Below are 26,884 nucleotides of genomic sequence, written 5' to 3'. Positions count from 1 at the left end.
TTTGTTAAAGGTAATTTCTAATTGAATAAATTCAAATATATATTCAATATTGTTACGCCGCTAATTTTTTATTAATTAGAAGTTTTAGGCTTAATTAGCGAAGGGAGCTTTCTTTGATCTAAAGGCAATTTTAACCAAGCATGATATGCTTTTACGATGTAGTATGAATAATTAAATGGTCTCTCTGCTTTGACTTGATCAACAGTTGGACGAAATAAATCTATAAAATTTTTAATATCCGCTCCTTCAAACTTCAACGTACTTTTGATCGTTTGCTCATTAAAATTTTTGGTAATCTCCTCTTGATAATTTTCTTGCTCGTTTAGCTCTTGGATTTTCAATTTTTCTTTTCGCCATTTGCCATATCCTAAATTAAGGCGTAAACCTCCTTTTTCTTTTGAATAATCTAATTGACGCGTTGGAGGTTTATTATCTGGATTACCTAGATTGCCCAACATTGGCGACAATTTAGTAGAATTAATATCAACTGTATTTAAACTATTTACTTGTACACGCAGATATATATTTTTAGGAAAAAGATTAGTTAAATAGACAGTATCGGTTTGATAACCCACCATGCCAAAAGAGATTAAATCACCTATTTTTGCAGGGATTGCAAAATGACCGTCTTTATTTGTTAACACTAAAGCTCTAGTACTTAGATTTTTTATAGATGCCCCTTCTAAACTAGTTGCCCTATTTTCATTGTCAAAAATATTTCCTGTTAAGGTGTTATTTTGAGCCCATATTTTAATTGGAGCAACAAGAAATAGTATTAAAATTAACTTTTTAAGCATACTCAAATTTAAAGCTCTTTTAGCTTAAGCTTTTCTATTTAACAATATTTAACAGAATGGACCAATTGATGAACAGCCAAAAACTACTTTAGTTTTTCTTTATAGGTATCTTCAACAAAACCAATTAAAATGGCTTTACCATTTTGCTCAACAATTGGACGTTTAATGGCACTTGTATTTTGCATTAAATAAACAATCGCTTTATCAGCCGAATTAATCGCTAACTGTTCTTCTTTACTTAATTTCTTAAAAGTTAATCCATTTTTGTTAATTACTTTCTCCCAACCAAATGTGTTAAACCACTCTGTTAATTTCTTTGCAGATATTCCTTTCTTTTTAAAATCATGAAATTCGAAATCATGCTGATTTTCTTTTAACCAATCTTGTGCTTTTTTAACTGTATTGCAATTTGGAATGCCGTATACTACCATTTTTGAGTTGTAAATTATAGGCCTAAGTTATAAGTCTAAAAGTAAATCATCAATATTAATACACTTTCTTATAAAAACTTACAGTTCATCACATTTTTTTATTGGTTTATCACATTTTTATATTTGATAGATTTGCAGTTGTTAAAATTGCGCTATCAAACTCACAATTATGAAATTAAAAGATTTACAAAAAGCAGAATTTTGGATAGCAACAATCTTATATGCATTTGCTATTGTCATAATCATATCTAATACAAGTAATAGAAATCACGATTTTGATTACTATTCTTTTAAAGAAGCAAAAGTTAATTACTCCTTTTTTTCAAACTACTTTATCCCAGGAATTTTTCGGATATCTATTATTTATTTCACCTTTTTACTGCTCAATTTTTGCATCATCCCAGCTCTTATTCAAAGAAAAAATGAAATTCTTAATTACTCATTAATTTTATTTTGTATTGTATTTATTGGCCTAGTTAATGGCGTATGCACCACCTATACGGACGCCTACTTATTGGTTCAGTATGATTCATTGCAACAAGCCTATAATCGTATTTTCTTTAGCAGTTTTAGCTATTCAATTTGGTTAATTATTTTAATATCATCCTATGTTTGTGCTAAAGCTTTCGTCATTTACATGCTTGAAAATAAGGATAGGAATACACAAAGCCAAAATCAAATGAGGCTAGATGTTGGTTTGGGACTAGCATTTTGGCTTGTTGGAATGTTATTATGGCTGACCACAAGATCTCCCTTTGAAATAATAATTATTTGGACTCTTGTCATTTTTTCAACCATTGGTATAATCATTTATTCTCTCTATTATTTGCTTCCTTACATTTATACTCAGGGAAAAAAGTTTAAATCGTTTTTTTGGCAAGTATTTTTTATCAGCATTTTTTTAGCAGTGCCGATGAGCTTCATTTCAATGTTCTTTTTTTATACAAGACCTGAAGGTATTTTTATTGTGTTTTTATTTCATTTACCAACACAATTAATTATTAGTGCGCCATTAGCCTGGTATGTATATAAAAGGCGTTTAGCAAGTAATAACGAATTAACATCTCTAAGAACCGAATTAGGAAAGTCTGATGCGTCCTTAAGTTTTTTACAATCTCAAATTAATCCTCACTTCTTATTTAATGCATTAAACACACTTTATGGAACTGCATTGCAAGAAAATGCAGAAAGAACTGGAGAAGGAATTCAAAAATTAGGCGATATGATGCGCTTTATGCTGCATGAAAACGTGCAGGATGAAATTTCCTTAACTAGAGATGTCGATTATTTAGAAAACTATATCTCACTACAAAAATTAAGAACATCAAGATCAGCAGATATTGTTATTGAAACACAAATTGATGAGCAATTGAGCAACTTGAAGATTGCACCAATGTTATTAATTCCTTTTGTAGAAAATGCATTTAAGCATGGCATTAGCCTTCAACAACCCTCACATATTAAAATAACATTACAAACCAAAGAGAAGACACTTTATTTTGATGTTCATAATAGCATTCATATAAAACCTGATAACGATCCAGAAAAATTGAAAAGTGGCATTGGTTTAGCAAATGTGAAACAGCGTTTAGCGTTATTATATCCTAAAAAACATGAATTAATTGTTCGCGAAAGTGCCAAAGAGTTTTTTATTCATTTAACTATTCAGTTATAAACAATTGCCATTAAAAAATGACTTCCAAAATTGTTTATAAATAAAGTATTTGTATTTTAACACTGAAAATTTTATACGTAAATGATTGCAATTGCAATAGACGATGAACCCATCGCTTTAGATATAGTTGCAGCTCACGCTAGCAAGGTGCCTTTTATAGATTTAAATGCTCAATTCACTAACGCTTTTGAGGCCATTACTTATTTACAGCAAAACAAAGTTGATTTAATCTTTTTAGATATTAAAATGCCAGATATTAATGGTATTGATTTTTTAAAAGCTTTGAGCAAACCTCCGATGGTAATTTTTACTACAGCTTATAGTGAGCATGCCGTACAAAGTTTTGAACTTGACGCTGTTGATTATTTGTTAAAACCTTTTTCATTATCAAGATTTTTAAAAGCTTGTAATAAGGCAAAAGAGTTATTGGACTTACGTAATCAAGCACCAGAGAGCAAAGCAAATTTTATTTTTATAAAAGATGGCTACGAACAAATAAAGGTGCTTTTATCCGACATTTTGTATATCGAAGCTTCTGGAAATTACACACAAATTCATTTGTTAAATGATAAATTGCTAAGCTCAAGAATTACCATAAATGAGCTAACAGAACTTTTACCAAACAAACTATTTATTCGTACACATCGAGCATTTATTATTGCAAAAGATAAAATTACTAAATATGACCGTTCACAGGTTTGGATAGGCAAAGTACCACTTCCAATTGGCACAACTTATCTGCCAAATCTTAAATTAAATTAACAAAAACTAACTGTTTAAACTTTTATTTTTAGGAAAGCGAATATCTTTGGTCAACATTTGGCTAAAATACTATCTTAGTGCTTTATAAGTAACTATCATTATTCCATTAAAATGTTTAAACTCTCATTCAAGCAACAAGTATTAACTGGCTTTGCGGTTTCGCTTGTATTTGTCTTTATAGCTGCTTTAGTATCATATTTAAGCATAAAATCTTTTAATGAAAGCTCTAACTGGATTGAGCATACGTATAAGGTTATCAGTACTGCCGAAAATACAAAGACAGAGTTAATCAATGCAGAAACTGGATTGAGAGGATTTATTCTTACGCAAAGAGCAACCTATAAAAGTCCATATAATAAGAGTATAGACCAAGTTTTAAAAAACGTAGATGCTCTAAAAACACTTGTAAGAGATAATCCAGAGCAATCTTTCAAGGTTGATAGTATTGAATACTATGCAAGACTAAAGGTTGAGAATATGAAAAATGCCATGCAAAAAGCTGAGACTATTAGTTTTGAAGCTGGACGCAATGAGATTTTAACTGATAGAGGTCAAATAGCTAAACTAAATTTTTTACGAATTACCGAAAAATTTATTAATACAGAATTAGCTTTATTACAGCAACGTAAAAAGAATAATGAAGAAAAAAGTCAACAAACCATTGCTATTGTTTTATCAAGCTCTTTAATAATTTTCGTATTAATTTTATTTCTACTTTCTTATATCAGGCGTACGTTCGATCAACAAAAAGAAACAGAACGCCAAATTTTAATTACCAATGCAGAATTAGCACAAGTTTCTGCATTAAATGAACATCATAACTGGCTTTTAACTGGCGCTGCTGAGATTAACGAAGCTATGCAGGGAGAGCAAGAAATCGACGAGCTTTCTTCCAATATCATTTCAAAAATTGGGAACTATATTGATGCGGTAATTGGAGCCTTATATTTAGTAGATGATAAAAGAAAAATCCTATACTTAACTGGATCTTACGCTTATCAGAGTAGGCAAAAAAATCAAATCAAATTTGGCGAAGGTTTAGTTGGTCAAACAGCTTTAGAAAAGAAATCAAAATTCATTAATGATATCCCCAAAGACTACATCAAAGTAAACTCTGCATTAGGTGATACCCCTCCTTCTTATATATTTTTAGTCCCAATTATTTTCGAGAATAAAACAATTGCAGTGGCAGAGTTGGGATTTTTAATAAAACCTCAAGAAAACAAACTTCAATTAATTAGCAATATTGCAGAAAATATAGGTATAGCATTACACAGTGCATTAGCACATTTGCAATTAAGAGATTTGTTCGAACAAACTCAACAACAAGCAGAAGAGTTAGCAAGTCAGCAAGAAGAACTACGTACAACAAATGAGGAACTAATGTATAAAACAGATGCACTGCAAGCATCTGAAGAAGAACTTAGAGTACAACAAGAAGAGTTACAACAAACAAATGCTGAATTAGAAGAAAAAGCACAGTTATTAGAAGAAAGAAATATTTTAATAAATGAAGCTAAAGAAGCGATTAGCATTAAAGCCGAGGAATTAGAATTAAGTAGTAAATACAAATCTGAATTTTTAGCAAATATGAGCCATGAGCTCAGGACGCCATTAAATAGTATTCTAATCTTAGCTAGAATATTAAAAGAAAACAAGCCTAATAATTTGTCGGAAGAACAAATAAAATATGCAGGAGTAATCCACAATGCAGGTAATGATCTTTTAAATTTAATTAATGATATTTTAGATTTATCCAAAATAGAATCAGGGAATATTGATTTGCATGTCGAAAAAATTAGGCCTGTTGAAATCAAAAACAACCTTGAATCATTGTTTACAGAATTAGCAAATCACAAAAAAATTGATTTTAAAATTAATTTGAGTACAGATTTGCCAGCTGATTTCACATCAGATCAAACTAGATTAGAGCAAGTTCTTAAAAACCTATTATCAAACGCTTTCAAATTTACCCCTGAGCAAGGAAAAATTAGTTTAACAATAGGGTTGGCTCATTCAAATCAGCTTAAAAACGATAGTAATTCAAAAAACAGTACAGAGAAATACTTATCTTTTGCTGTTAGTGATACTGGAATTGGCATTTCTAAAGATAAACAAAAGGTAATTTTTGAAGCATTTCAGCAAGAAGATGGATCAACTAGTAGAAAATTTGGTGGAACTGGCCTTGGTCTATCTATTAGTAAAGAATTAGCAAGTTTACTGGGAGGAGAAATTCAGGTAGAAAGTGAGCAAGGTGTGGGCAGTACATTCACTTTATTTATTATTCAAGATTTAAATACCGAAACTACAGAGGCTATAGATTTATCAGAAGTAGCTCAAAATATTCAACCTATTAAAACAGAAATTGATTCAAGTCCGATTTTAACTGCAAATAAGAACAACAGCTTATTAATTATAGAAGATGATATTGAGTTTGCCGATATCTTAAAAACGTATGCGTTAGAAAAAGGATTTCATCCCACTTTGGCACACAGTGGTGATAAAGGATTGGAAATGGCAACAGATCTATTACCAGATGCGATTGTTTTAGACGTAATGTTGCCAGTTATGGATGGGTGGACTATCCTTAAAAAATTAAAGTCAAACCCCGCCACTCAACATATTCCTGTTCATATGATGTCGGCAGGCGATGAGAAAGAAACGAAAGCAAAAAAAGAAGGTGCGATTGGATTTTTAAAAAAGCCAATTGAAAAAGAAAAATTAGACGCGGCCTTGGATTTACTAAGTGTTCAACATCTATACGATTTTAAAAATGTGTTGGTGATTGAGGATCAAGTCTTACAAAACAACCATTTAACCGAACAATTGGAGCTAAAGGGTGCAAAAGTGGCGCAAGCCTTTACAGGTAAGGATGCATTAAGCCTTTTGGAAAATCATCATTTTGATTGTATAATTCTAGATTTAAAACTTCCGGATATAAATGGATTTGATCTTTTAGATCAGATTAAAATGAAAGAAGAGTTAAAACACATTCCTGTAATTATCAATACAGCAATGGAACTGGATAGAAATGAAATGGCTCATATCATGCAGTATACCGAAGCTATGGTATTAAAAACAAACAAATCTAATGATAGATTATTGGATGAAGTGAGTTTGTTCATTAACAAATTACAAAGTCCACCTACTGTTTCAAATAGAACGCAAAACACTATAACAAAAAAACCTGCAGCAACTACATTAGAGAAAGCTTTAAAAGAGAAAATAATCTTAATTGCAGATGATGATATGCGAAATATCTTTGCGTTATCAAGTGCATTACAGGCCTATGATATAAAAATAATCATTGCAAACAATGGTGTAGAGGCATTACAAAAATTGGAAGAACATCCTGAAATTAATTTAGTATTGATGGATATTATGATGCCTGAAATGGATGGATATGAAGCGATGCGTAAAATTAGAGAACAAAAGAAACTTGCAAACCTGCCAGTAATCGCACTAACTGCAAAAGCGATGAAGTACGATCGTGAAAAATGCATTGAAGCAGGAGCAAATGATTATGTTTCTAAACCTGTTGATGTAGATAAACTGCTATCAATGCTTCGTGTTTGGTTAAGCTAATATAAATGAAAAATATACCTAAGAAAACTGCAGAAAGTATTTCTGATGAAGAATTACAGGCGCTAATTTTTCTGATTAAAAAAGTATATGGCTTTGATTTTAGCAATTATACGATGGCGTCGCTTAAGCGACGTGTAAATCGTATAATGGATTTACAAAAGTTAGATTATTTTAACCTAAGTAATCTACTCATAAATGACACTACTTATTTCGATTATTTCTTAACAGAGGTTACAGTTAATGTTACTGAAATGTTTAGAGATCCGCCCTTCTTCAAATCCATTAAAGAAAAAGTCTTCCCTTATTTAAAATCATATCAGCATATTAAAATCTGGAGTGCTGGGTGTTCAACTGGAGAAGAAATCTATTCATTGTCTATTTTACTTTCTGAAGAAAAACTATACGAACGAAGTTTCTTGTATGGAACAGACATTAATCATGATGTATTGACGAAAGCAAAGGAAGGAATTTATGATCTCAAAAAGATGAAAAGTTATTCTGAAAACTATATTCAAATTGGATCGGAAAATCCCTTAACAAATTACTATACAGCTAAATATGATGCTGCTTCAATGAGTAGAAAACTTAAAAAGAATATTTTCTTTTCCATGCATAATTTAGTTTGCGATGGCCCTTTTAATGAATTTCAAATGATCTGCTGCAGAAATGTACTGATCTACTTTAACACTGAACTTCAATCAAGTGTAATCAGGTTATTTTATAATAGTTTAGCAAACTTTGGTTTTTTATGTCTTGGTACAAAAGAAAGTATTAGAGACAATGAGCTCTTGAAGAAATTTAAAATAATAGATAAAAAAAATAATATCTACCAAAAAATTAATTAAATAAGTTAAAATGAACAAAGTCAATCTTTTAATTGTAGATGATAAACCTGAGAATATAATTGCATTAGAAGCAGTTTTAGATCAGCAGGATATCAATATTATATCCACAACCTCGCCTAACGAAGCCTTAAGAATTTGTTGGGAAAAAGATATTGCTCTTGCTCTTGTAGATGTACAAATGCCAGGTATGAATGGCTTTGAATTGGTAGAGATATTGAAAAGCAATGCTAAAACCCAAGATATTATGGTAATTTTTGTAACCGCCATATCTCTTGAAGTTAAATATGCACTTAAAGGATTAAACGCTGGCGCAATTGATTACCTATATAAACCACTTGACCCTTATGTAACTGCAGCAAAAGTTGACTCATTTATAGAACTTATTCGCACTCAGCGAGAAATAAAAAATAAAAATCAACAGCTAGAAAAATTTCAAAAAGAGCTTATCAAGGCTAAAAATGAAGCTGAGCTGAGTAAAAAAGCTAAAGAAAATTTCATGGCAAATATGAGCCACGAAATTCGTACCCCAATAAATGGAATCATTGGTTTAATAAACCTCCTAAAGAAAACTGAGCTGGATAATAATCAAAAAGAGATGTTAGGTCTTTTAGAAGTCTCATCTGAATCATTACTTGGAGTAATTAATGATATTTTGGATATTTCTAAAATAGAAGCAGGGAAATTCAGAATTAATTATGCTAAAACAGATATAAGACTCATTTTAACTCAAGCTACAAATCTTTTAGACATTCGAGCGAAAGAAAAAAAGCTTGACTTAAAATTAGAAATTCCTGATGATTTACCTGAAATAATTATTGCTGATTCGCTTCGATTGAACCAAATTTTCATGAATTTATTAAGCAATGCAGTTAAATTTACTCAAAAAGGAGAGATTAAACTTAAAGCAGAAGTTTTAGGCAAGAAAACAAATACAGTACAAATTCGTTTTTCTGTTATCGATTCCGGAATAGGCATTTCACCAGCAGATCAAGCTAAAATATTTGATAAATTTGAGCAAATTGAAGACCATACCATTGCCCAACATGGAGGTACGGGATTAGGTCTAGCTATTGTGAAAAAATTAGTAGAATTAAAAGGTGGAACACTTGAATTAACAAGTAAAGAAGGCGAAGGGAGTACGTTTAGTTTTACAAAATGGTATGAATTTATGGCTGAAGATAAAACAAAAAAGGATGGAGATAATACAAATGAAACTGAAATTTTGTCATCGTTAAAAGGATTAAAAGTTCTAGTTGCGGAAGATAATATAATCAATAAGTTTGTATTGCTTAAGGTATTAGATGGATGGGAAGTAAAGTCTGACGTAGTAGGAAATGGCTTAGATGTTTTGGAAATACTTAAAACAAATGACTATGATGTAATTTTAATGGACACCTATATGCCTGGTATGAATGGACTAGAAGTAACGGAGAAAATTAGGACTGGTTTTATTGAAGGAAAGGAAAATATACCAATTATTACATTTACTGCCGGCGTACTCGAAACTGATAAAGAAACTTCTGTAAAAGCTGGAGCAAATGATATTTTAAGTAAACCATTTAAACCTGCTATTTTACACCAAAAAATTAAAATCTATCTGAAATAGCGTATTATTTATTAAACAAGGTCATGGTTTGTGCCGGGCCAATGGTGACAAAACTTTTAATCATCGTTACGCCCCTATTTATTAAGGTTGGTAATTCTTTTTGTTCATCTTTATCGAATAAACCCAACACATAATCAGCTTGTTGGCCTTTTCTAAAATTATCACTGATACCAAATCTTAAGCGGGCATAATTTTGTCCGCCACAAACTTCTTCGATGCTTTTTAAACCATTATGTCCAGCACTTCCGCCTTGTAACTTCATCCTCAGCTTCCCTAAAGGTAAAGCCAAATCATCTACCAAAACCAATACATTTTCAGGGGCAATTTTCAAATCCTTCATCCAGTAATTAACAGCTTTACCGCTTAAATTCATAAATGTAGTAGGTTTTATAACATGCAACTTTTTACCCTTAAAACTTACTTCTGCATAATAAGCTAATCGTAAAAGCTCAAAACTTCCGTTTAAATCTTTTACTAATTCATCAGCAATATTAAAACCAATATTATGTCGGGTGTTAGCGTATTCTGGACCAATATTTCCTAAGCCAACGATCAGATATTTCATTCTGTAAAGATAAAATTTAGTTGGTAGTTTTCAGTTACCAGTTTTCAGTTCTTACGATTACCTACAGTTTACACAAAAGCAAAAGCGGTAAAGAATTTCTTCTTTACCGCTTTATCTTGTAAACCAAGGGATTTAAATCCTTAATTATTTACCTTTAGCTGCTTCAGTTTCTGCTTGTTTTAATGCTCTAGACATACCTACAGAAACAATTGTATCTTCAGGAGTGTTAGTTACAACATAATCACCTTTTTGCAAATCACGAACGCGGAATAAGTTTCCAACTTCCATTTTAGCAATACTTACTTCAACTACTTGAGGCATGTTTTTAGGTAAAGATTTAACACGTAACTTACGTAGTTTTTGAACTAACTTACCACCCATTTTAACACCTGGAGAAGTTCCAGTTAATTTAACAGGGATTTCCATTACAATTTCTTTTTCGTCAAATAATTGAAGAAAATCTACGTGTAATAATAAATCAGTTAATGGATGAAATTGAGCTTCTTTAATGATAGCTTTAGTTTTAGTACCACCAATAGTGATTTCTAAAAAGTTAGCTTCTGGAGTGTAAATAGCTTCGTTTAAATCGGTACTTAATACAGCAAAGTGCACTTGCTCTTTACCACCATACAATACTGCAGGAACTTTACCTTCATAGCGAAGCTCTTTAGCATCGCGTTTCCCTACGTTCTCTCTTGGAGAACCGCTAATTGCGATTGTTTTCATTTTATATTTATTTATTGTTAATATTGTTAAAATTCTTAATTAAACCCTAAACAGGTCACTTATCGAGCCATGCTCATTTACATTAGCAATTGCTTTTGCAAATAATTTAGCGGTACTCAACACCTTAATTTTAGCACTCTCTTGTTTTAAAGGGATAGTATCTGTTACAATCAATTCCTCTAACATCGAGTTTTCTATAGTTTCATACGCTTTGCCAGACAAAACAGCATGGGTACAAACTGCTCTCACACTATTTGCGCCATTTTCCATAATTAAAGCCGCTGCTTTAGCTAAGGTTCCTGCGGTATCGCAAATATCATCCATCAGTACAATATCTTGTCCAGTTACATCTCCGATAATCGACATTGATTCGATTTCATTAGCACGTAAACGACGTTTATCACAAATTACAACCTCTGCATTAAAAAACTTTGCAAAAGTACGAGCTCTGTATGATCCGCCCATATCTGGCGAAGCAATGGTTAAGTTTTTTAAGCCTAAGCTTTTGATATAAGGAACAAAAATAACCGATCCATCTAAGTGATCTACCGGAATATCAAAGAAACCCTGTATCTGAGCCGCATGCAAATCCATTGTCATAATGCGATGAATACCTGCAGACTTTAATAAATTAGCAACCAACTTTGCCCCAATTGCCACACGGGGTTTATCTTTTCTATCCTGACGGGCTAAACCATAATAAGGTACAACTGCTGTGATATAATGCGCTGATGCTCTTTTAGCGGCATCAACCATTAGCAATAGTTCCATTAAATTATCACTTGGCTGATAAGTAGATTGTACTAAGAAAACATCACATCCCCTAATTGATTCATCAAAAGAAGGTTGAAACTCACCATCGCTAAACCGACTTAAAGTTACATCTCCTAGTGGTTTGCCGTAAGCTTCGGCAATTTTTTGCGCTAAATCTTTTGTACCGCTTCCGGCAAAAATTTTAACTGGGTTAAATTGCAATGGCATGATTTCGCGGGTATCAATGCTGGTTAAAAAAAATCGGATTGCGGTTTTATTCACAATCCGAAAAAAATTTGTTGTCCGACCTGGATTCGAACCAAGACAAACGGTACCAAAAACCGTTGTACTACCCTTATACTATCGGACAATCATTTCCCATATCGTTGTTCTGAAATGGAATGCAAATTTACGCTTATTTTTTATAGCTGCAAGTCCCAAATCAAAAAAATTTAAAATAATTTCAAAAGCTCATTTAGTACGTTAAAAAAGGGTTAATTTTTGTTAAAAGACCTTAAGTATTTGTATTTATATGAATCTATTTCTTTATTTTCGGCAGCATTTTTATGTATTAAGGCATTTATTTTTATCCATTTATACAATGAACTATTCAAAAATAAACAACGTAGTCGGCTGGATTTGTTTCTTTATAGCCACTTTAACCTACATTTTAACTTTAGAACCATCAGTAAGTTTTTGGGATTGTGGAGAATTCATTGCTTCGGCATTAAAAATGCAAGTAGTGCATCAACCAGGCGCACCCTTATTCTTAATGATTCAACGCTTCTTTTCTATGTTCGCTATGGGCGATGTAACTAAAGTTGCTTATTTTATGAATTTAGGTTCGGCAATTGCCAGTGGAGCTACTATTTTATTTTTGTTTTGGACAATTACAGCTCTTGCTAAAAAAGTCCTAATAAAAGCAAATGAAGAAATTAGCACAGGCAATTTAATCAGTATAATGGGCGCTGGAGCTGTTGGTGCATTAGCCTATACTTTTTCTGATAGCTTTTGGTTCTCGGCGGTAGAATCAGAGGTTTATGCGCTTTCATCATTATTTACAGCAATAGTTTTTTGGGCTATTTTAAAATGGGAAGCCATTGCCGACGAACCTAGAGCAGATAGATGGTTACTTTTTATTGCCTACATTATGGGGCTTTCCATTGGTATTCACTTATTGAATTTGTTAACTATACCTGCTATTGCTTTTGTTTATTATTTCAAAAAAACAGCCAAACCAAGTACTGCAGGCATCCTTAAAACCTTTGGAATTGGCGTTGTTATATTAGCTATTATCCAATACGGTATTATCCAATATCTTGTTTCAGCTGGTGCTTATTTCGATCTTTTCTTTGTAAACACTTTAGGCCTAGGTTTTGGTACTGGTGTACTTTTCTTTGCAATTTTACTAATTGGCGGTTTAGTTTGGGGTATCCGTTATTCTATTAAACACCAGAAAAAGATTTTAAACTTGGCTTTATTATCAACTGTGTTGGTAATTTTTGGTTATGGTTCTTTTGCGATGATTGTAATTAGAGCTCAAGCTAAACCTAATTTAAATAACAGCGACCCAGATAATGCATTTTCATTTTTAAGTTATCTAAACAGAGAACAATATGGAGATAGACCGTTATTGGTTGGGCCAAATTACAATTCAATTCCTAAATATAATGATGACGGCAGCAATCCTCTTAATATCCCAGGCGGTAAAATTTATAGAAAAGGTGAAACTAAATATGAAGTAGCTGGCATCAAATCTGATCATATTTATGGCGAAAATGAGAATTTCCCAGATAGTATTAAACGTTTACAGCACGAAGTCTTGTTTCCAAGAATGTATAGTGATGACGAAAGACATGTGAAATATTATCAAGACATGATGGGTTTTGATCAAACACATTTCCCTTCCTTTTTTGATAATGTTGGTTTTTTTGCTCGTTATCAAGTTGGGTTAATGTATATGCGTTATTTCATGTGGAATTTTGTTGGTCGTCAAAATGATATACAAGGTCAGGGAAGTTTATATGAAGGAAGATCATTAAGTGGAATTAAACCTATTGATGCTTTAAATTTAGGAGATCAAACTAATTTGCCTCCATCTATTAAAGAAAGTACTGCTTACAATAGATTTTTCTTCTTACCATTAATTTTAGGGTTATTAGGTGCGATTTGGCATTTTAAACGCAAACCAGAGGATGGTGGCATTATAGGTTTATTGTTTTTCTTTACTGGTTTAGCAATTGTTTTATATCTAAACCAAAAACCAATGGAGCCTAGAGAAAGGGATTATGCGTATGTAGGTTCGTTTTATGCTTTTGCGATTTGGATAGGACTAGGAGTATTAGCTATAAAAGAATGGGTATTTAAAAAATTAAGCGCAAAAAATGCTGCAATTGGAGCTACTGCAATTGCTTTACTTTGTGCTCCGGTTTTAATGGCTAGTCAGGGTTGGAATGATCATAATCGTTCTACAAAAATGGTTGCACATGATATTGCTGTAAGCTATATGGAATCCTGCGCACCAAATGCCATTCTATTTACTTATGGAGATAATGATACCTACCCATTATGGTATATTCAAGAAGTTGAAGGTGTTCGTCCTGATATACGCTTGGTGAATTTAAGTCTGTTCGACACAGATTGGTACATCAATGGAATGAGAAGAAAAGTACATCAATCAGAGCCATTGCCCATTACCATGAAACCATCTCAATATATTTCAGGGGTAAGAGATGTGATGTATTATAAAGAGTTCCAAATTCAAGGTTCAGTAGAATTGAAACAAATTGTAGATCTTTTATTATCAGATAATCCAGAAGATAAAGTTCCGTTGATTGATGGTAGTAAAACCAATTTTATTCCAACAAAAAATTGGAAATTAACAGTAAATCCACAAGATGTGATTAGTTCAGGTACTTTACCAGCATCTGCGATGTCAAATATTACTCCTGTAATGGAATGGAAATTTAACAAGGGTATTGTGACCAAGGGTACGCTAGCTATGATGGACATTTTAGCTCACAACAACTGGAAAAGACCTGTTTATTTCTGTAGTACTGTTCCCTCCGAACAATTTAATGGTTTAGATAATTATTTATATAGTGAAGGATTAGCTTTGCGTTTATTACCCTTAAAGCAAGATAGTATTGCCAATACTGGTGAGCAACCTATCAATTTAGACCCGATGTATTCACACATCATGAATAAATTTAAATGGGGAAATATTAAAAATGCATCTTATTTAGATGAACAATCATCTGATGACATTTCTATTTTTAATAATATGTTTAACAGTTTAATTACTGAGCTAATTAAAGCTGGTAGACTTGAGGATGCTAAAAAAGTAGTGCGTAAGTATGATGAAGTAATGCCTACCAAAATTTATAATTTGCGTACAATGATGGGTGTGCCAACTATGGCCCAAAACTTATATATTTTAGGTGAGACTGAAAAGGCAAATAATTTGCTTAAAAAATCAGCAGATTATATACAGAAAGAGATTTCGTATTTAGCAGATGTTTCGAAAAGTAAAAATCAATTAATTGGCGGTCAAAATTTACAAATTGGATTAATGTATGGATTAGAACCGATGGTTAAGGTAGCTACTCAATACAAGCAACAAAAACTTGCAGATCAATTAAATAAACAATACGACGCACTGTATAACAGATTTAGTCAATTCTTTGGTCCTGCACCGCAGCAATAAGATGATATTCGATAAAACTTCTTCGAAATACGAAGGGTTTAAAATTAAAAAGCCATCACGTTTAAAACATGATGGCTTTTTAATGATGTAGAAAAAAATTAGTTTTCGACTACCACTCCCATTGAACAGAACTTCTCAATTCTGGTTTCAATTAGTTTATCGGCATTTACTTTTTTCAATTCTTCTAAATCTTTTACAATTTGTCCTTTAAGAGTCTGAGCCATTAGCTCAGGATTTTGATGTGCACCACCTAATGGTTCTTTTACAACGCCATCTATTAATTGGTTTTTGTACATATCATCTGATGTTAGCTTCAAACACTCAGCTGCTTTTTCTTTAAAATCCCAGCTTCTCCATAAAATAGAAGAACAAGACTCTGGTGAAATTACCGAATACCAAGTGTGCTCTAACATATATACTTTATCCCCTATTCCAATACCTAAAGCTCCACCCGATGCACCCTCTCCTACTACAAAACACAATATTGGCACTTTTAATACAGACATTTCCAATAAATTACGAGCAATTGCTTCTCCTTGTCCGCGTTCTTCTGCTTCTAAACCTGGATAAGCACCCATCGTATCTATAAAAGAAATTACTGGTTTATTAAATTTTTCTGCCAATCGCATTAAACGTAAGGCTTTTCTATAGCCTTCTGGATTTGCCATACCAAAATTACGGTACTGGCGTTCTTTGGTATTTTTTCCTTTTTGATGACCGATAATCATCACAGTTTGACCATCAATAGTTGCAAAACCTCCAATAATTGCCTTATCATCCTTTACAGTTCTATCACCATGCATTTCGATGAAATCATCGCAGATCATGGAAATATAATCCAAAGTTTGCGGTCTTTCTGCATGGCGAGACATTTGCACTTTTTGCCATCCAGTTAAGTTATTGTACAGTTTTTTACTGGTTGCGTCTACTTTTTCGTCAAGTTCTGCTAAAGTTGCAGACATATCTACTTTAGTTTTATCGGCAACTTGCTTTACCTTTTCAATTTGCTGCATTAAATCAGCTAAAGGCTTTTCGAAATCGAATGATGTTTTTATCTGTTCCATAAGCGGGTTACAAAACTAAGTAATTATTTTTAGTTTGTTATATAACAGATTTTATTTAGCTATATCTTGTAAAATTTTAGCGAAAATCAATTTCAGCAATTTATGGCTACAGTTGCCCCGCTATCCCTACTGCCATGAAGAATGGCATTCGTACTATCGGGTTTAATTTTCGCAGGCTTTTTGGTGCTATTTTTGGTTTAAGAGCGCTGTTTTAAGTTTTTAGCCCTGATTGAAGCGGTATACTTTTTTGTAAAAAAAGAGTTAGCATAAAGCAGGACTGACTTTATTTATCGCAGGAATTTTTTACATTATTTAGCCGCAGATTTGTAGATTATAAATTGTAAATCTGCGGCTAAATATATTTTTCTAAAACTTGGCAGGAACACCAGGTTTTGGCAATGCTTTTTCTATAAACTCTCTAATGTGATCGTTACCCATTTTTAAATCTGGTTTACGTAAATACATCATGTGTCCACTTTCATAACCTTCCCAACTCATTCTATCTTTTAATTTACCACTTGGGTCCATTTGCCACATATTATATTTGGCATTAAAATAATCGCAAGCACCATCAAAATATCCAGATTGAACTAGCACATGTAAGTACGGATTTTGCGCCATTGCAGCACGTAAATTTTCTCCGGTACGATCGCCAGTATTATCCCATGGGTAAACTGACCCGAACATATTATATTTTAAATCTGTTTTATAATTGAGTTCGTTGCGAATGTACATGTTTATGGCTGGTGTAAATGAGTGCAACCACGATGTTAATTCTGCATTGTAATCCGGTCCATCACCAGCATCAGCCTTGTCAATTCCCTTATATCTCGAATCTAACCGTCCTACGGTAAATCCTTGATCGCGTAATAATTCTTTCCAAAACAAATTAGTCGATACATCTAAGTTATTTTGCATAATTACTTTTTCAGATATTCCTGAAAATCTTGCCATTTTTGTAGCAATTTTTTGTTTATCCGCTGTTGGTAAAAAACCACCCTTTGTTATGGCAGGAATAAGTTCATTAACTGTGAAGTTTTCTACTTCAGGCAACATATCAGTTAGCTTTTTGCTCTGTAAATCGGTAGGTAATTTTTTGTGGTACCATGCAGTTGCAGCGAAATATGGCAAACGCAAAGCGGCGTCTAATACCGTTCCTCTTTCCATTCCCAATTCTGTAGGTGATACTAAAATAACACCATTTAGGTACATCCACTGATTACTTTGTAATTCTAATGCTAAACCGGAAACCCTTGTAGTTCCATAACTTTCGCCGATTAAAAATTTAGGTGATGCCCAACGATTGTTACGAGTTACAAATGTATTTAACCATTCGGCCAAGTATTTAATATCTGCTCTTACGCCAAAGAATTTACTGCCTGGAACATCTTTGCTTGTTGCACGAGAATAACCTGTATTTACTGGATCGATGTAAACAATATCTGCAACATCTAAAATAGAAGAACTATTGTCTTTATAACCATAAGGCTGAACTGGATATCCTTCGTCATCTATATTTAAAACCACAGGACCAGTATAAGCAATGTGCATCCAAACTGAAGCAGAGCCTGGGCCGCCATTAAAGGAAATAACTAAAGGTCTGCTTTCTCTATTTTGAACATCTGAACGTTCATAATAAGTATAAAATAACCCTGCAATTGGCTTTCCATCTTCATCCCATACTGGTAAAGTGCCTGTTGTGGCTTTATAAGGAACAGATTTTCCTCTAATGCTTACCGTATGATTTGTGACTACAGAACTTTCTGGAACAATTGTTCTTGAAACGATATTTGTATTAATTTTTGGTTCTTCCTTAGCAGGAGTTGCCGCTGGCGTTCCGCTTGGAGTTGGTTTTGGTCCATTTTGACCTTGAGTGCGTTGTTGAGCTTGTGCAAAACTCACAAAACTTAATGCGATAAGCGTTGAGATAAAAAATTTCTTCATGGAGTTTTTAGTTTGGTTTGGTTGGTGGTTATAAATATCAAAAATTGAACTCCATAATTAGCAACGAACACGAAATTGTTACGCATTCTAGCTGTCATTCCGACTTGGGAGGAATCTCATAATAGAATTTATCAAATGAGATTCTTCGCTACGCTCTGAATGACAATATGTTTATTTTAAAATTGGTGATAACACCTTTGCACTGCCATCAATTTTTTGAGTATAGGTTAATCCTAAAATTTTTGCAATTAGCGGATAAATGTTCACATTCTCAAAAGAAGGAATTTTTAAATTCTGTTTAAAATTTGGTCCCCATGCATAAAAAATTGCATGCATATCGGCTATTGCTGGATCGAAACCATGCTGACCAATATCTGGTTTTACACCATTTATATTAAATACTTTTGGCAAATGTGGGACTAGTAAAATATCACCAACTCTGTTATAAATATCTTCCTCCTTATTGTAATGCCATGTTTTAGGAATATTTTTACTTAAATATACATCGTAGTCTTTTGCCCCAACTTTTAATGCTTTGTAAGTTGGTTTAATAAATGCTTTATCATTTGCGAATACATGCAATAACGCATTGCCAGGCGTAACTTTAAAATGCGCTAAATCTATCGCTTTAGGCAAAGGGATAGTATTTACATTATCAATTGCAGACATTCCGTGATCTGATACAAGGATAAAATTAACATCTAAACCAGTCGATTTAGCAGCATCAACTAATTTGCCAACGGCATCGTCTACTAATTGTACTGCTTTTCTTGTTTCTTCTGAATCTGGTTTATATTTATGTGCTGCCTGATCTACTTGAGGGAAATATAAGGCGATGAAATGTGGTCTTTTTTCATCAGGTAATTTCAGCCAATCTTTTACAACAGTCACGCGTTTATCTACTGGTATAATTTCGCTATAATTATATAAATAGGTTGGTTTTATACCATCCATAGAAATTTCTGAACCTGGCCAATAAAAAATAGCGCTTAACATTTTTTGTTGCTCTGCTATTACCCAAAGTGGTTTGCCTCCATACCATGAGCTATCAGCTGCCATTAATTTATCAGACTTTTTGTAAATAACGTTTCTCGCTTTATCGTAAAAAATATTATCTACTACACCATGATGTGCAGGGTACAAACCTGTTACGATACTATAATGGTTTGGGAATGTTAGAGAAGGAAAAGAAGGTTTCAAAAATTCTGCCTGTACGCCACTTTCTCTTAATTTAATTAAGTTTTTAGCATTGTATTTATCGGCTAAATCCCATCTAAATGCATCGATAGAAATCAAAATTACGTATGGTTTTTTCTGTTGTTCAACACCATTTACTCTATTAAGGATTACTTTTTGAGTAGTGTCTTGAGCATCAGCCGATGCTCCTAAAAAAAATAGTACGACTACAAATAATAACTTCTTAATGAGCATTTCAAATTAATTTAAAGCTTGTTTACTATAAATATGGTATTCTCCAGGAGCCAAAGTTGCAACATAGGAAGTACTAGCTAAATTAATAGCTGAACCGCTAGTTGCATCAATCCAAGTTCCTGTTGTCCCAAAATCAATATTTGCAGTTTGGTTAGTTACATCAAAATTACCTACCACCACTACTGTATTTGTACCGTTAGTTAATTTGATATATTTTATTCCACCATTAACACTATAGGTAAAAGTTGGGCTAGTAAAAATAGTATTATTCTTTTTCAATTTGATGAATTTACTGTAAACATCATATAAAGCTTTTCTACGGCTATCATTAAAATATTCCCATTTAATTGGTTTATCACCTGTGCGACCATTAAAATCTATGCTTATATCATATCCAAGTTCGCCAAATTGCCAAATCATCTTAGGCCCTGGAATCGCAAATAAAAATGCTGCAGCCATTTCTTCCCGCTTTAAAGCGGTAGTTAAATCTTTAACAGAATAACCACTAACCACATTACCGTAGGTAATATTTTTAAAGTTCAAGCGCTCTTCATCATGACTTTCTATATAATCGACTAAATTTTCTGACTTACTAAAGCCATGTTTATTAAAAAATGCCCAAGAAAAATCAGAAGTTCCTATCCAGCCCATTGTTGCTTCGTTCATGTTGTAATTTAAATTATTCCACAACATCATCCCGTCATCTGCTAATACTTTTTCTTCGCTGGCATCAGCAAAATGCTCCAAAATCACATAAAAATTATTCGGATCTATACTTTTAATGTAGTTGTTGTATTCTTTCCAAATCGCAATTCGACTTGCATCGTAAGCAGCAAAACCTGCATCATTTGTTGAATAATTTTGCGTGAATCCTTTCGATAAATCAAATCTGAAACCATCAATTTTATATTGTTGCATCCAAAATTTAACCACATTTTTAACAAAATATTTAGTCGCTGCACTTTCGTGATTAAAATCATACCCAACATTATAAGGATGTTTCGCATCAACATTAAACCACGGACTATTTGAAGTTGGTTTATTCCCATCAAAATATAATTGGACCATTGGGGATTGACCAAAAGAATGATTTAATACCATATCCATAATTACAGCAATCCCTTTACCGTGACATTCATCTATAAAGTTTTGTAGCGCAGTTTTGGTACCATAATATTTATCAGGCGCAAAATAATAAGACACATTATAGCCCCAACTTAAATTGCCTTCAAACTCTGTTACAGGCATTAATTCGATTGCGTTAATTCCAAGATCTTTTAAATAATCTAATTTTTGGAGTGTAGATGCATAACTATGTTCGGTTGTAAAATCGCGAATCAATAATTCATATACTACTAAATTATCTTTTGCTGGACGTGTAAAACTTCCATTTTTCCATGTATAAGTTGGTTGGTTAGCTTGCATAACACTTACAATCCCAGTTGTTTTTCCAGTTGGATATGCTTTTAGATTAGGATAAGTTACTGATGAAATATAACTATCATTGTTAGGATCTAAAACCTTCTCGCAGTAAGGATCGGCTACTTTCAAGGTTCCATCTACAAAAAACTGATAGGTGTATTCTGTATTCGGATTTAGGTTGTCAATTTGAACCCACCAAGTTGTATTATCAGGTGCTAATTTCATTTGGTAGGCAGGTAAAGTTTGCCAATCATTAAAATCGCCAATTAAATAAACTGATGATTTTGAAGGTGCATATAAAGTTACAATTGCTGATGTACCGCCATTGATAAATACCACGCCATCTTTGGCCGCACTTGGTAAAGGATAAGTTGGTGTTACTGGAACGGTTGGTGGAGTTGGTATTGGATCGGGTTCTGGGAACGTTCCCGATTTTTTACAACTAAAAAGCAAAGCGACTATTGCAAACAATAATGGGAAAATCAATTTTTTCATGCCATGGGTTATATTTGAATTCAAAAATACTTAATATTAGGTATTTAGCTCTATAAAATTAACTGTAATTTTCATTTAAATAGTCGTTTAAAAAAATTCAGTAAAATGAATCAACAATTAATGCCAGTCGTTATTCGTAAATATGGCTTAATTATTTGCATTGAGCAATTAATAAAAGTCATTAATACATCTGGCAAAATTTATATTGAACATCTAATTTATGGATTTGATGATCTTTCTAAATATTCAGAAGATTTTCAAATTGCTTTTTATCAGCTTGTGCAAAAACTTTTTCAAAATATTGTAAAGCACACCAAAGCTACAAATGCTATTTTTCAATTGATAGAACATCCCGACTCAATTAATGTATATATAGAAGATAATTGGAAGGAAATAACGAATGATAGAGAAGAGTGTGATGCGAAAAGAATTACTTCACTATCTAATAGAATAGATTACGATAATGTTAAAATAAGTATTGAAAGGCAACTCGGCGAAGGAACACTTGTTGTAATCGATATCCCCACTCAACACATGATTTCCCCTACTATAAAATAATTTAAATCTCGAATTACATCTTTTGATTGAGTATTTGCGTAAATAAGGAATAACCAGCTAAAATTAAACTACTATTTATGTGACATAACTCAGTAATTAAACTACATTAGCTAAAATTATAAAACTGCCCATACTACACTTTACATAAAATATGACAAAGAAAGTCAAGTTTACGAATACCAACAAATCCACCTTCTATGCCACCTTACGTAAACGTGTTGATGAACATTTTGATGAACAGCAAATAAGTGTGCATGCCAATGGAGCGATGTGGTTTAAAGCTGTTTTCTTTTTGGGGACATTCATTACGTTATATTTTCTAATTTTATTAGGTGGATTTAATCCCTTAATAATGTTAGGCATGGCTATTTTATTAGGTATGTTTGGCGCTTTTGTTGGCTTTAATATTTGCCATGATGCTATTCACAAAGCTTTTTCTGATAAGCCAATCATCAATAAATCATTTAGTTTTCTATTTAGTTTAATTGGTGCAAGCGCTTATGTTTGGAGCATTTGCCATAATATTGTACACCATACCTACACCAATATTTCAGGACATGATGAAGACATTGATGTAGCACCAGGTCTAATCCGCTTTTGCGAAAATGAACCTGTAAATAAATTACAACGCTATCAGCATCTGTATGCTTTCGGATTATATAGTTTAGCTATGCTATCGTGGGTTTTCAGAAAAGATTATAAGAAATTCTTTCAAACAAAAATTGGGTGTCAAGTAGCAAACCATCCAAAAATTGAATATTTTAATCTGTTTTTCTTCAAATTCTTATATTATTTCTTGTTTATAATTTTGCCACTTATTGTTTTAGATATTACATGGTGGCAATTTATTATTGGTTTTTTAGCTATGCAATTTGCACAGGGTTTAGTGCTAGGCTTAGTTTTTCAATTGGCACACGTAGTAGAAGGTACAAGTTTCCCTCATCCTAATATTGAAGGAAATATAGAAGAAGCTTGGGCTGCACATCAAATGATGACCACAGCTAATTTTGCAGTCGATAGTAAACTTGCTGGTTTTATATTTGGGGGTTTAAATAGACAGGTAGAACACCATCTTTTCCCAAAAATATGTCATATCCATTATCCAGCTATTGGCAAAATAGTTAAAAGTACTGCTTTGGAATTTAATCTACCCTATATTGAAAGTCCTACATTTTTAAGTGCCATAAGTTCTCACTATCGTATGCTAAGAAAATTAGGTAAAGAAGCCTACATCGCAAAGGAAAAAGCAGCAATAATCCCTTGTATTCTTGCTCAAAAAATTATTACTCCTTTATAAAAAACTAAAAGGTTGTTTCTTAAAATCAATCGAACAAAAAAATAAATAATTTGTTTATTGGAGGTATAAATTCTTAATTTACAGTGAACTTTTTTGACAAAGTATGAATTTAGGTTTCATTAGCAAAGGTGGAGAATGTGGTACATTAATCCGTTCCATAGATTGGGCTAAAAATCCTCTTGGACCTATTGAAACATGGCCCCAAAGTTTACGTACTACGCTCGGTATTCTGCTAAACTCAAAATTCCCAATGTTTTTATTTTGGGGACCAGATTTAATTTGCTTTTACAATGACGCTTATCGACCCAGCTTAGGTATAGAAGGAAAACATCCTAGAGCTATGGGTAAACCTGGTATTGAAGTGTGGCCAGAAATTTGGGAAGTTATTAAGCCCTTAATAGATCAAGTGCTTTCTGGTGGAGAGGCCACATGGAGCGAAGATCAATTAATTCCAATTCATCGCAATGGCAAACTCGAAGAAGTTTATTGGACTTTTAGCTATAGCCCAGCTTATGATGAAACTGGAGAATCTGCAGGAGTTTTTGTAACCTGTACAGAAAGTACACCAAAAGTAAAAAGTTTAAAGGCTTTAAGTGAGAGTAAAGACGAACTTGAGTTTGCTTTAAATGCTGCTGAATTAGGCACTTGGGATTATAATCCACTTACTAATAAATTTACTTGTAATGCTCGATTAAGACATTGGTTTGGAATTGCTTCAGATACGGAAATTGACTTATCTGTTGCGCTAAATTCTATTGCAGAAAGTGATAGGAAAAAAGTAAATGAAGCCATTTCAAAAGCTGTTGATTATCCATCTGGAGGTAATTATACCGAAATATATACCATCATCAATTCAAAAACCGGAAAAGAGAGACTTGTAAAAGCAAAAGGAAAAGCACTGTTTAATGATCAAAACATTGCCTACCGTTTAAACGGAACATTACAAGATATTACTGATGAAGTAGCTGCTCAAAATGCTTTTAAAGAAAGTGAGGAAAATTTTCGTAAGTTAATTTTACAGGCTCCAGTAGGAATGATTATTTTAAATGGAGAGCAACTCTTTGTAGAATTAGTGAATGATGCTTATTTAAATATTGCAGGAAAAAGCAGGAGCGATTTCGCTGGAAAAACCTTGTGGGAAGCCCTACCGGAATCTAAAACCTTAGGATTTGATAATATCCTAAAAAACATAATGAAAACTGGCATTGCTCATCATGGCAACGAACAACCCATTAATTTAATTAAAAATGGTCAAAGGCAAACGGTTTACATCAACTATGTTTATGAACCTCTGAAAGATGCAGATGGAAGCATTAACAGAATTATGGTTGTTGCAATTGATGTAACTGAAATGCTCGAAAGCAAACGTAAAATCCAAGATGCTGAAGAACGGGCTAGATTATCGACTGCTGCTGCAGGACTGGGCACTTTTGATCTTGATCTTCGTACAGGAGAAATGAATACATCTGAACGTTTTGATGAAATTTTTGGTTATAAACATCATGTTCCAAGAGCTAGTTATGTAAGTGTTATACATCCAGATGACCATGAAATAAGGTTAAATGCGCATAGACGAGCCTTAGATATTGGGCAGATATATTACGAAGTGCGTGTTATTTGGGAAGATAAATCTATTCATTGGATAAGGGTTCAAGGAAAAATTTATTATGATGGAGATGGCAAAGCACTTAGGATGTTGGGTACTGTTATGGACATTACCCAACAACGAAATGCTAAAGAAGAACTCATAAGGATAAATCAGCGATTAGAAATAGCATTAGAAGCCGGAAGATTCGGCTCTTATGAATTAGATATCAAAACAAATAAAATCAGATTTTCTGATCAATTCAATAAAAATTATGGTCTTTTACCTAAAAAGAAGCTAACCTACGCTGAGTTACTTGATTTTATTGAACCAGATTTTAAAGAGAATGTTGTTAAGGCAATAAATAATGCCATTTTAGAGGGAACTATTTATCAGGCCGAATATCAAATTCGTTGGTCAGATGATTCAATCCATTGGATAAAAGAATCTGGAAAAGCTCAGTATGATGAAAAAGGAATTCCGCTAACTTTTATTGGGGTATCTTTTGATATCACAGAAACCAAACAATTACAACAACAAAAAGACGACTTTATTGGAATTGCCAGCCATGAATTAAAAACCCCAGTAACTAGTATTAAAGCTTATGCCCAAGTATTAGAACGAATTTTATTGAAAAAGGGAGATGTAATGGAAGCCGGTCTAATGAAAAAGATGGATTTACAGCTTAATCGCCTTACTAATTTAATTGGAGACTTATTAGATGTAACTAAAGTAAATTCCGGCAAGTTGCAATACAACCTTACTCATTTCGATTTTAATGAAATGGTTAGGTCGGAAGTAGAAGAATTGCAACGAGCTACAGAAAAGCATCAAATAATAGAAAATTTAGAAGAGGTTGGATTAGTTTATGCAGATAGAGAAAGGATTAGTCAAGTGGTTACAAATTTATTGACTAATGCTATCAAATACTCACCAAATTCGGAAAAGATTGTTGTACATACCATGATAGAAAACGATAACGTTGTACTTTGTGTAGAAGATTTTGGTATTGGCATAGCCGAAACTAATTTGAATAAGGTGTTTGAACAATTTTATCGCGTTAGCGGCAGTATGCAACACACATTTCCAGGCTTAGGACTAGGGCTTTATATTTCTTCTGAGATTATTAAACGTGAAGGGGGAAAGATTTGGGTGAGTAGTAAAGAAGGTGAGGGTTCTAAATTTTGGTTCTCTATTCCAATTCAACGCCCTATCGCTTAAAATAATATTACAGGCTCGATTTTTGTGTATAATTTAAAGATGAATAAACCAAAAATAATTACTGTTGCTGACGATGACCCCGGTATTTTAGATGCAGTTGGAATGATGCTAGAAATGGAAGGTTATATTGTAAATGCTACACTAAACGGCAATACTGTACTGACTTCTCAAAACGAACTTCCAGATGTTTATGTTTTAGATATTTGGATGTCTGGTTCGGATGGTAGAGAGTTGTGTAAAAAACTGAAAAGTCAAGAGAGCACTAAACATATTCCAGTTATATTAATTTCAGCAAGTAACGATTTAAAACATTCTGCCGAAATTGCTGGCGCTGATGATTTCTTAGCTAAACCTTTCGAAATTGATATGCTTTTATCAAAAATAGAAAAAGCCCTGCTTAATTAAACAAGGCTTTT

19 protein-coding genes are annotated in these 26,884 nt (G+C 32.9%); 10 read left to right on the top strand and 9 right to left on the bottom strand.

Annotated elements, in window-relative coordinates:
• Window positions 1-71: 71 nt before the first annotated feature.
• A complete protein-coding gene (locus tag HQN85_RS10470; RefSeq protein WP_173271919.1) occupies window positions 72-797 on the bottom strand; it encodes a hypothetical protein in 726 nt (241 codons plus the stop codon).
• Between the two features lie 83 nt (window positions 798-880).
• The gene (locus HQN85_RS10465) at window positions 881-1,228 is read right to left on the bottom strand and encodes a Spx/MgsR family RNA polymerase-binding regulatory protein (RefSeq protein ID WP_173271917.1); all 348 of its coding nucleotides are present in this window, start codon (window positions 1,226-1,228) and stop codon (window positions 881-883) included.
• A 169-nt stretch (window positions 1,229-1,397) separates the two neighbouring features.
• Between HQN85_RS10465 and HQN85_RS10460 the strand changes: the two genes are divergently transcribed.
• The 5 genes from HQN85_RS10460 to HQN85_RS10440 all read left to right on the top strand — a co-directional run bounded on the left by HQN85_RS10460 (window position 1,398) and on the right by HQN85_RS10440 (window position 9,701).
• Window positions 1,398-2,903 (top strand): sensor histidine kinase, encoded by a 1,506-nt coding sequence (locus tag HQN85_RS10460; protein WP_173271915.1) that lies wholly within the window; start codon window positions 1,398-1,400, stop codon window positions 2,901-2,903.
• 81 nt (window positions 2,904-2,984) lie between these two features.
• Window positions 2,985-3,665 carry a LytR/AlgR family response regulator transcription factor gene (locus tag HQN85_RS10455; protein ID WP_173271913.1) on the top strand — a complete coding sequence of 227 codons (681 nt, stop codon included), beginning with the start codon at window positions 2,985-2,987 and terminating at the stop codon, window positions 3,663-3,665.
• 111 nt (window positions 3,666-3,776) lie between these two features.
• Complete coding sequence (locus HQN85_RS10450; protein WP_173271911.1) at window positions 3,777-7,250, top strand: response regulator; 3,474 nt, start codon at window positions 3,777-3,779, stop codon at window positions 7,248-7,250.
• Window positions 7,251-7,255: 5 nt separating this feature from the next.
• Window positions 7,256-8,095, top strand: coding sequence for a CheR family methyltransferase (locus tag HQN85_RS10445; RefSeq protein ID WP_173271905.1), 840 nt, complete (start codon window positions 7,256-7,258; stop codon window positions 8,093-8,095).
• Window positions 8,096-8,105: 10 nt separating this feature from the next.
• Complete coding sequence (locus HQN85_RS10440) at window positions 8,106-9,701, top strand: response regulator (protein WP_173271903.1); 1,596 nt, start codon at window positions 8,106-8,108, stop codon at window positions 9,699-9,701.
• 4 nt (window positions 9,702-9,705) lie between these two features.
• Here HQN85_RS10440 and pth read toward each other — a convergent pair whose 3' ends face one another.
• The 3 genes from pth to HQN85_RS10425 form a co-directional block, all read right to left on the bottom strand.
• Window positions 9,706-10,266, bottom strand: coding sequence for an aminoacyl-tRNA hydrolase (gene pth, locus HQN85_RS10435; RefSeq protein ID WP_173271896.1), 561 nt, complete (start codon window positions 10,264-10,266; stop codon window positions 9,706-9,708).
• Window positions 10,267-10,410: 144 nt separating this feature from the next.
• Window positions 10,411-10,992 carry a 50S ribosomal protein L25/general stress protein Ctc gene (locus HQN85_RS10430; RefSeq protein ID WP_173271894.1) on the bottom strand — a complete coding sequence of 194 codons (582 nt, stop codon included), beginning with the start codon at window positions 10,990-10,992 and terminating at the stop codon, window positions 10,411-10,413.
• 39 nt (window positions 10,993-11,031) lie between these two features.
• Complete coding sequence (locus tag HQN85_RS10425; RefSeq protein WP_173271892.1) at window positions 11,032-11,973, bottom strand: ribose-phosphate pyrophosphokinase; 942 nt, start codon at window positions 11,971-11,973, stop codon at window positions 11,032-11,034.
• A gap of 373 nt (window positions 11,974-12,346) precedes the next feature.
• Here HQN85_RS10425 and HQN85_RS10420 point away from each other — a divergent pair, with 373 nt between their 5' ends.
• A complete protein-coding gene (locus tag HQN85_RS10420; RefSeq protein ID WP_173271890.1) occupies window positions 12,347-15,451 on the top strand; it encodes a glycosyltransferase family 117 protein in 3,105 nt (1,034 codons plus the stop codon).
• 98 nt (window positions 15,452-15,549) lie between these two features.
• On the opposite strand, the gene HQN85_RS10415 is transcribed toward HQN85_RS10420, so the two are convergent.
• The 4 genes from HQN85_RS10415 to HQN85_RS10400 all read right to left on the bottom strand — a co-directional run bounded on the left by HQN85_RS10415 (window position 15,550) and on the right by HQN85_RS10400 (window position 21,807).
• Window positions 15,550-16,515, bottom strand: coding sequence for an acetyl-CoA carboxylase carboxyltransferase subunit alpha (locus tag HQN85_RS10415; RefSeq protein WP_173271888.1), 966 nt, complete (start codon window positions 16,513-16,515; stop codon window positions 15,550-15,552).
• 366 nt (window positions 16,516-16,881) lie between these two features.
• Complete coding sequence (locus HQN85_RS10410) at window positions 16,882-18,459, bottom strand: S10 family peptidase (RefSeq protein WP_173271886.1); 1,578 nt, start codon at window positions 18,457-18,459, stop codon at window positions 16,882-16,884.
• Window positions 18,460-18,630: 171 nt separating this feature from the next.
• Window positions 18,631-19,890, bottom strand: coding sequence for an alkaline phosphatase family protein (locus HQN85_RS10405; protein WP_216847261.1), 1,260 nt, complete (start codon window positions 19,888-19,890; stop codon window positions 18,631-18,633).
• 6 nt (window positions 19,891-19,896) lie between these two features.
• The gene (locus HQN85_RS10400) at window positions 19,897-21,807 is read right to left on the bottom strand and encodes an alpha-amylase family glycosyl hydrolase (protein WP_173271884.1); all 1,911 of its coding nucleotides are present in this window, start codon (window positions 21,805-21,807) and stop codon (window positions 19,897-19,899) included.
• 105 nt (window positions 21,808-21,912) lie between these two features.
• On the opposite strand from HQN85_RS10400, the gene HQN85_RS10395 reads away from it, so the two are divergent.
• The 4 genes from HQN85_RS10395 (at window position 21,913) to HQN85_RS10380 (ending at window position 26,873) form a co-directional block, all read left to right on the top strand.
• Window positions 21,913-22,365, top strand: a complete 453-nt coding sequence (locus HQN85_RS10395; RefSeq protein WP_173271882.1) for a sensor histidine kinase — start codon at window positions 21,913-21,915, stop codon at window positions 22,363-22,365.
• Window positions 22,366-22,516: 151 nt separating this feature from the next.
• Entirely contained in the window at window positions 22,517-23,662 is a 1,146-nt protein-coding gene (locus HQN85_RS10390; RefSeq protein WP_173271880.1) for a fatty acid desaturase family protein, read from the top strand.
• Between the two features lie 103 nt (window positions 23,663-23,765).
• A complete protein-coding gene (locus HQN85_RS10385; protein ID WP_173271878.1) occupies window positions 23,766-26,468 on the top strand; it encodes a PAS domain-containing sensor histidine kinase in 2,703 nt (900 codons plus the stop codon).
• 39 nt (window positions 26,469-26,507) lie between these two features.
• Window positions 26,508-26,873, top strand: a complete 366-nt coding sequence (locus HQN85_RS10380; RefSeq protein ID WP_173271876.1) for a response regulator — start codon at window positions 26,508-26,510, stop codon at window positions 26,871-26,873.
• The last annotated feature ends 11 nt before the right edge of the window (window positions 26,874-26,884 follow it).

It is taken from the genome of Pedobacter boryungensis, assembly GCF_013204825.1.
Taxonomy (GTDB): domain Bacteria; phylum Bacteroidota; class Bacteroidia; order Sphingobacteriales; family Sphingobacteriaceae; genus Pedobacter; species Pedobacter boryungensis.
This window is presented reverse-complemented; position numbering and strand designations above follow the sequence as displayed.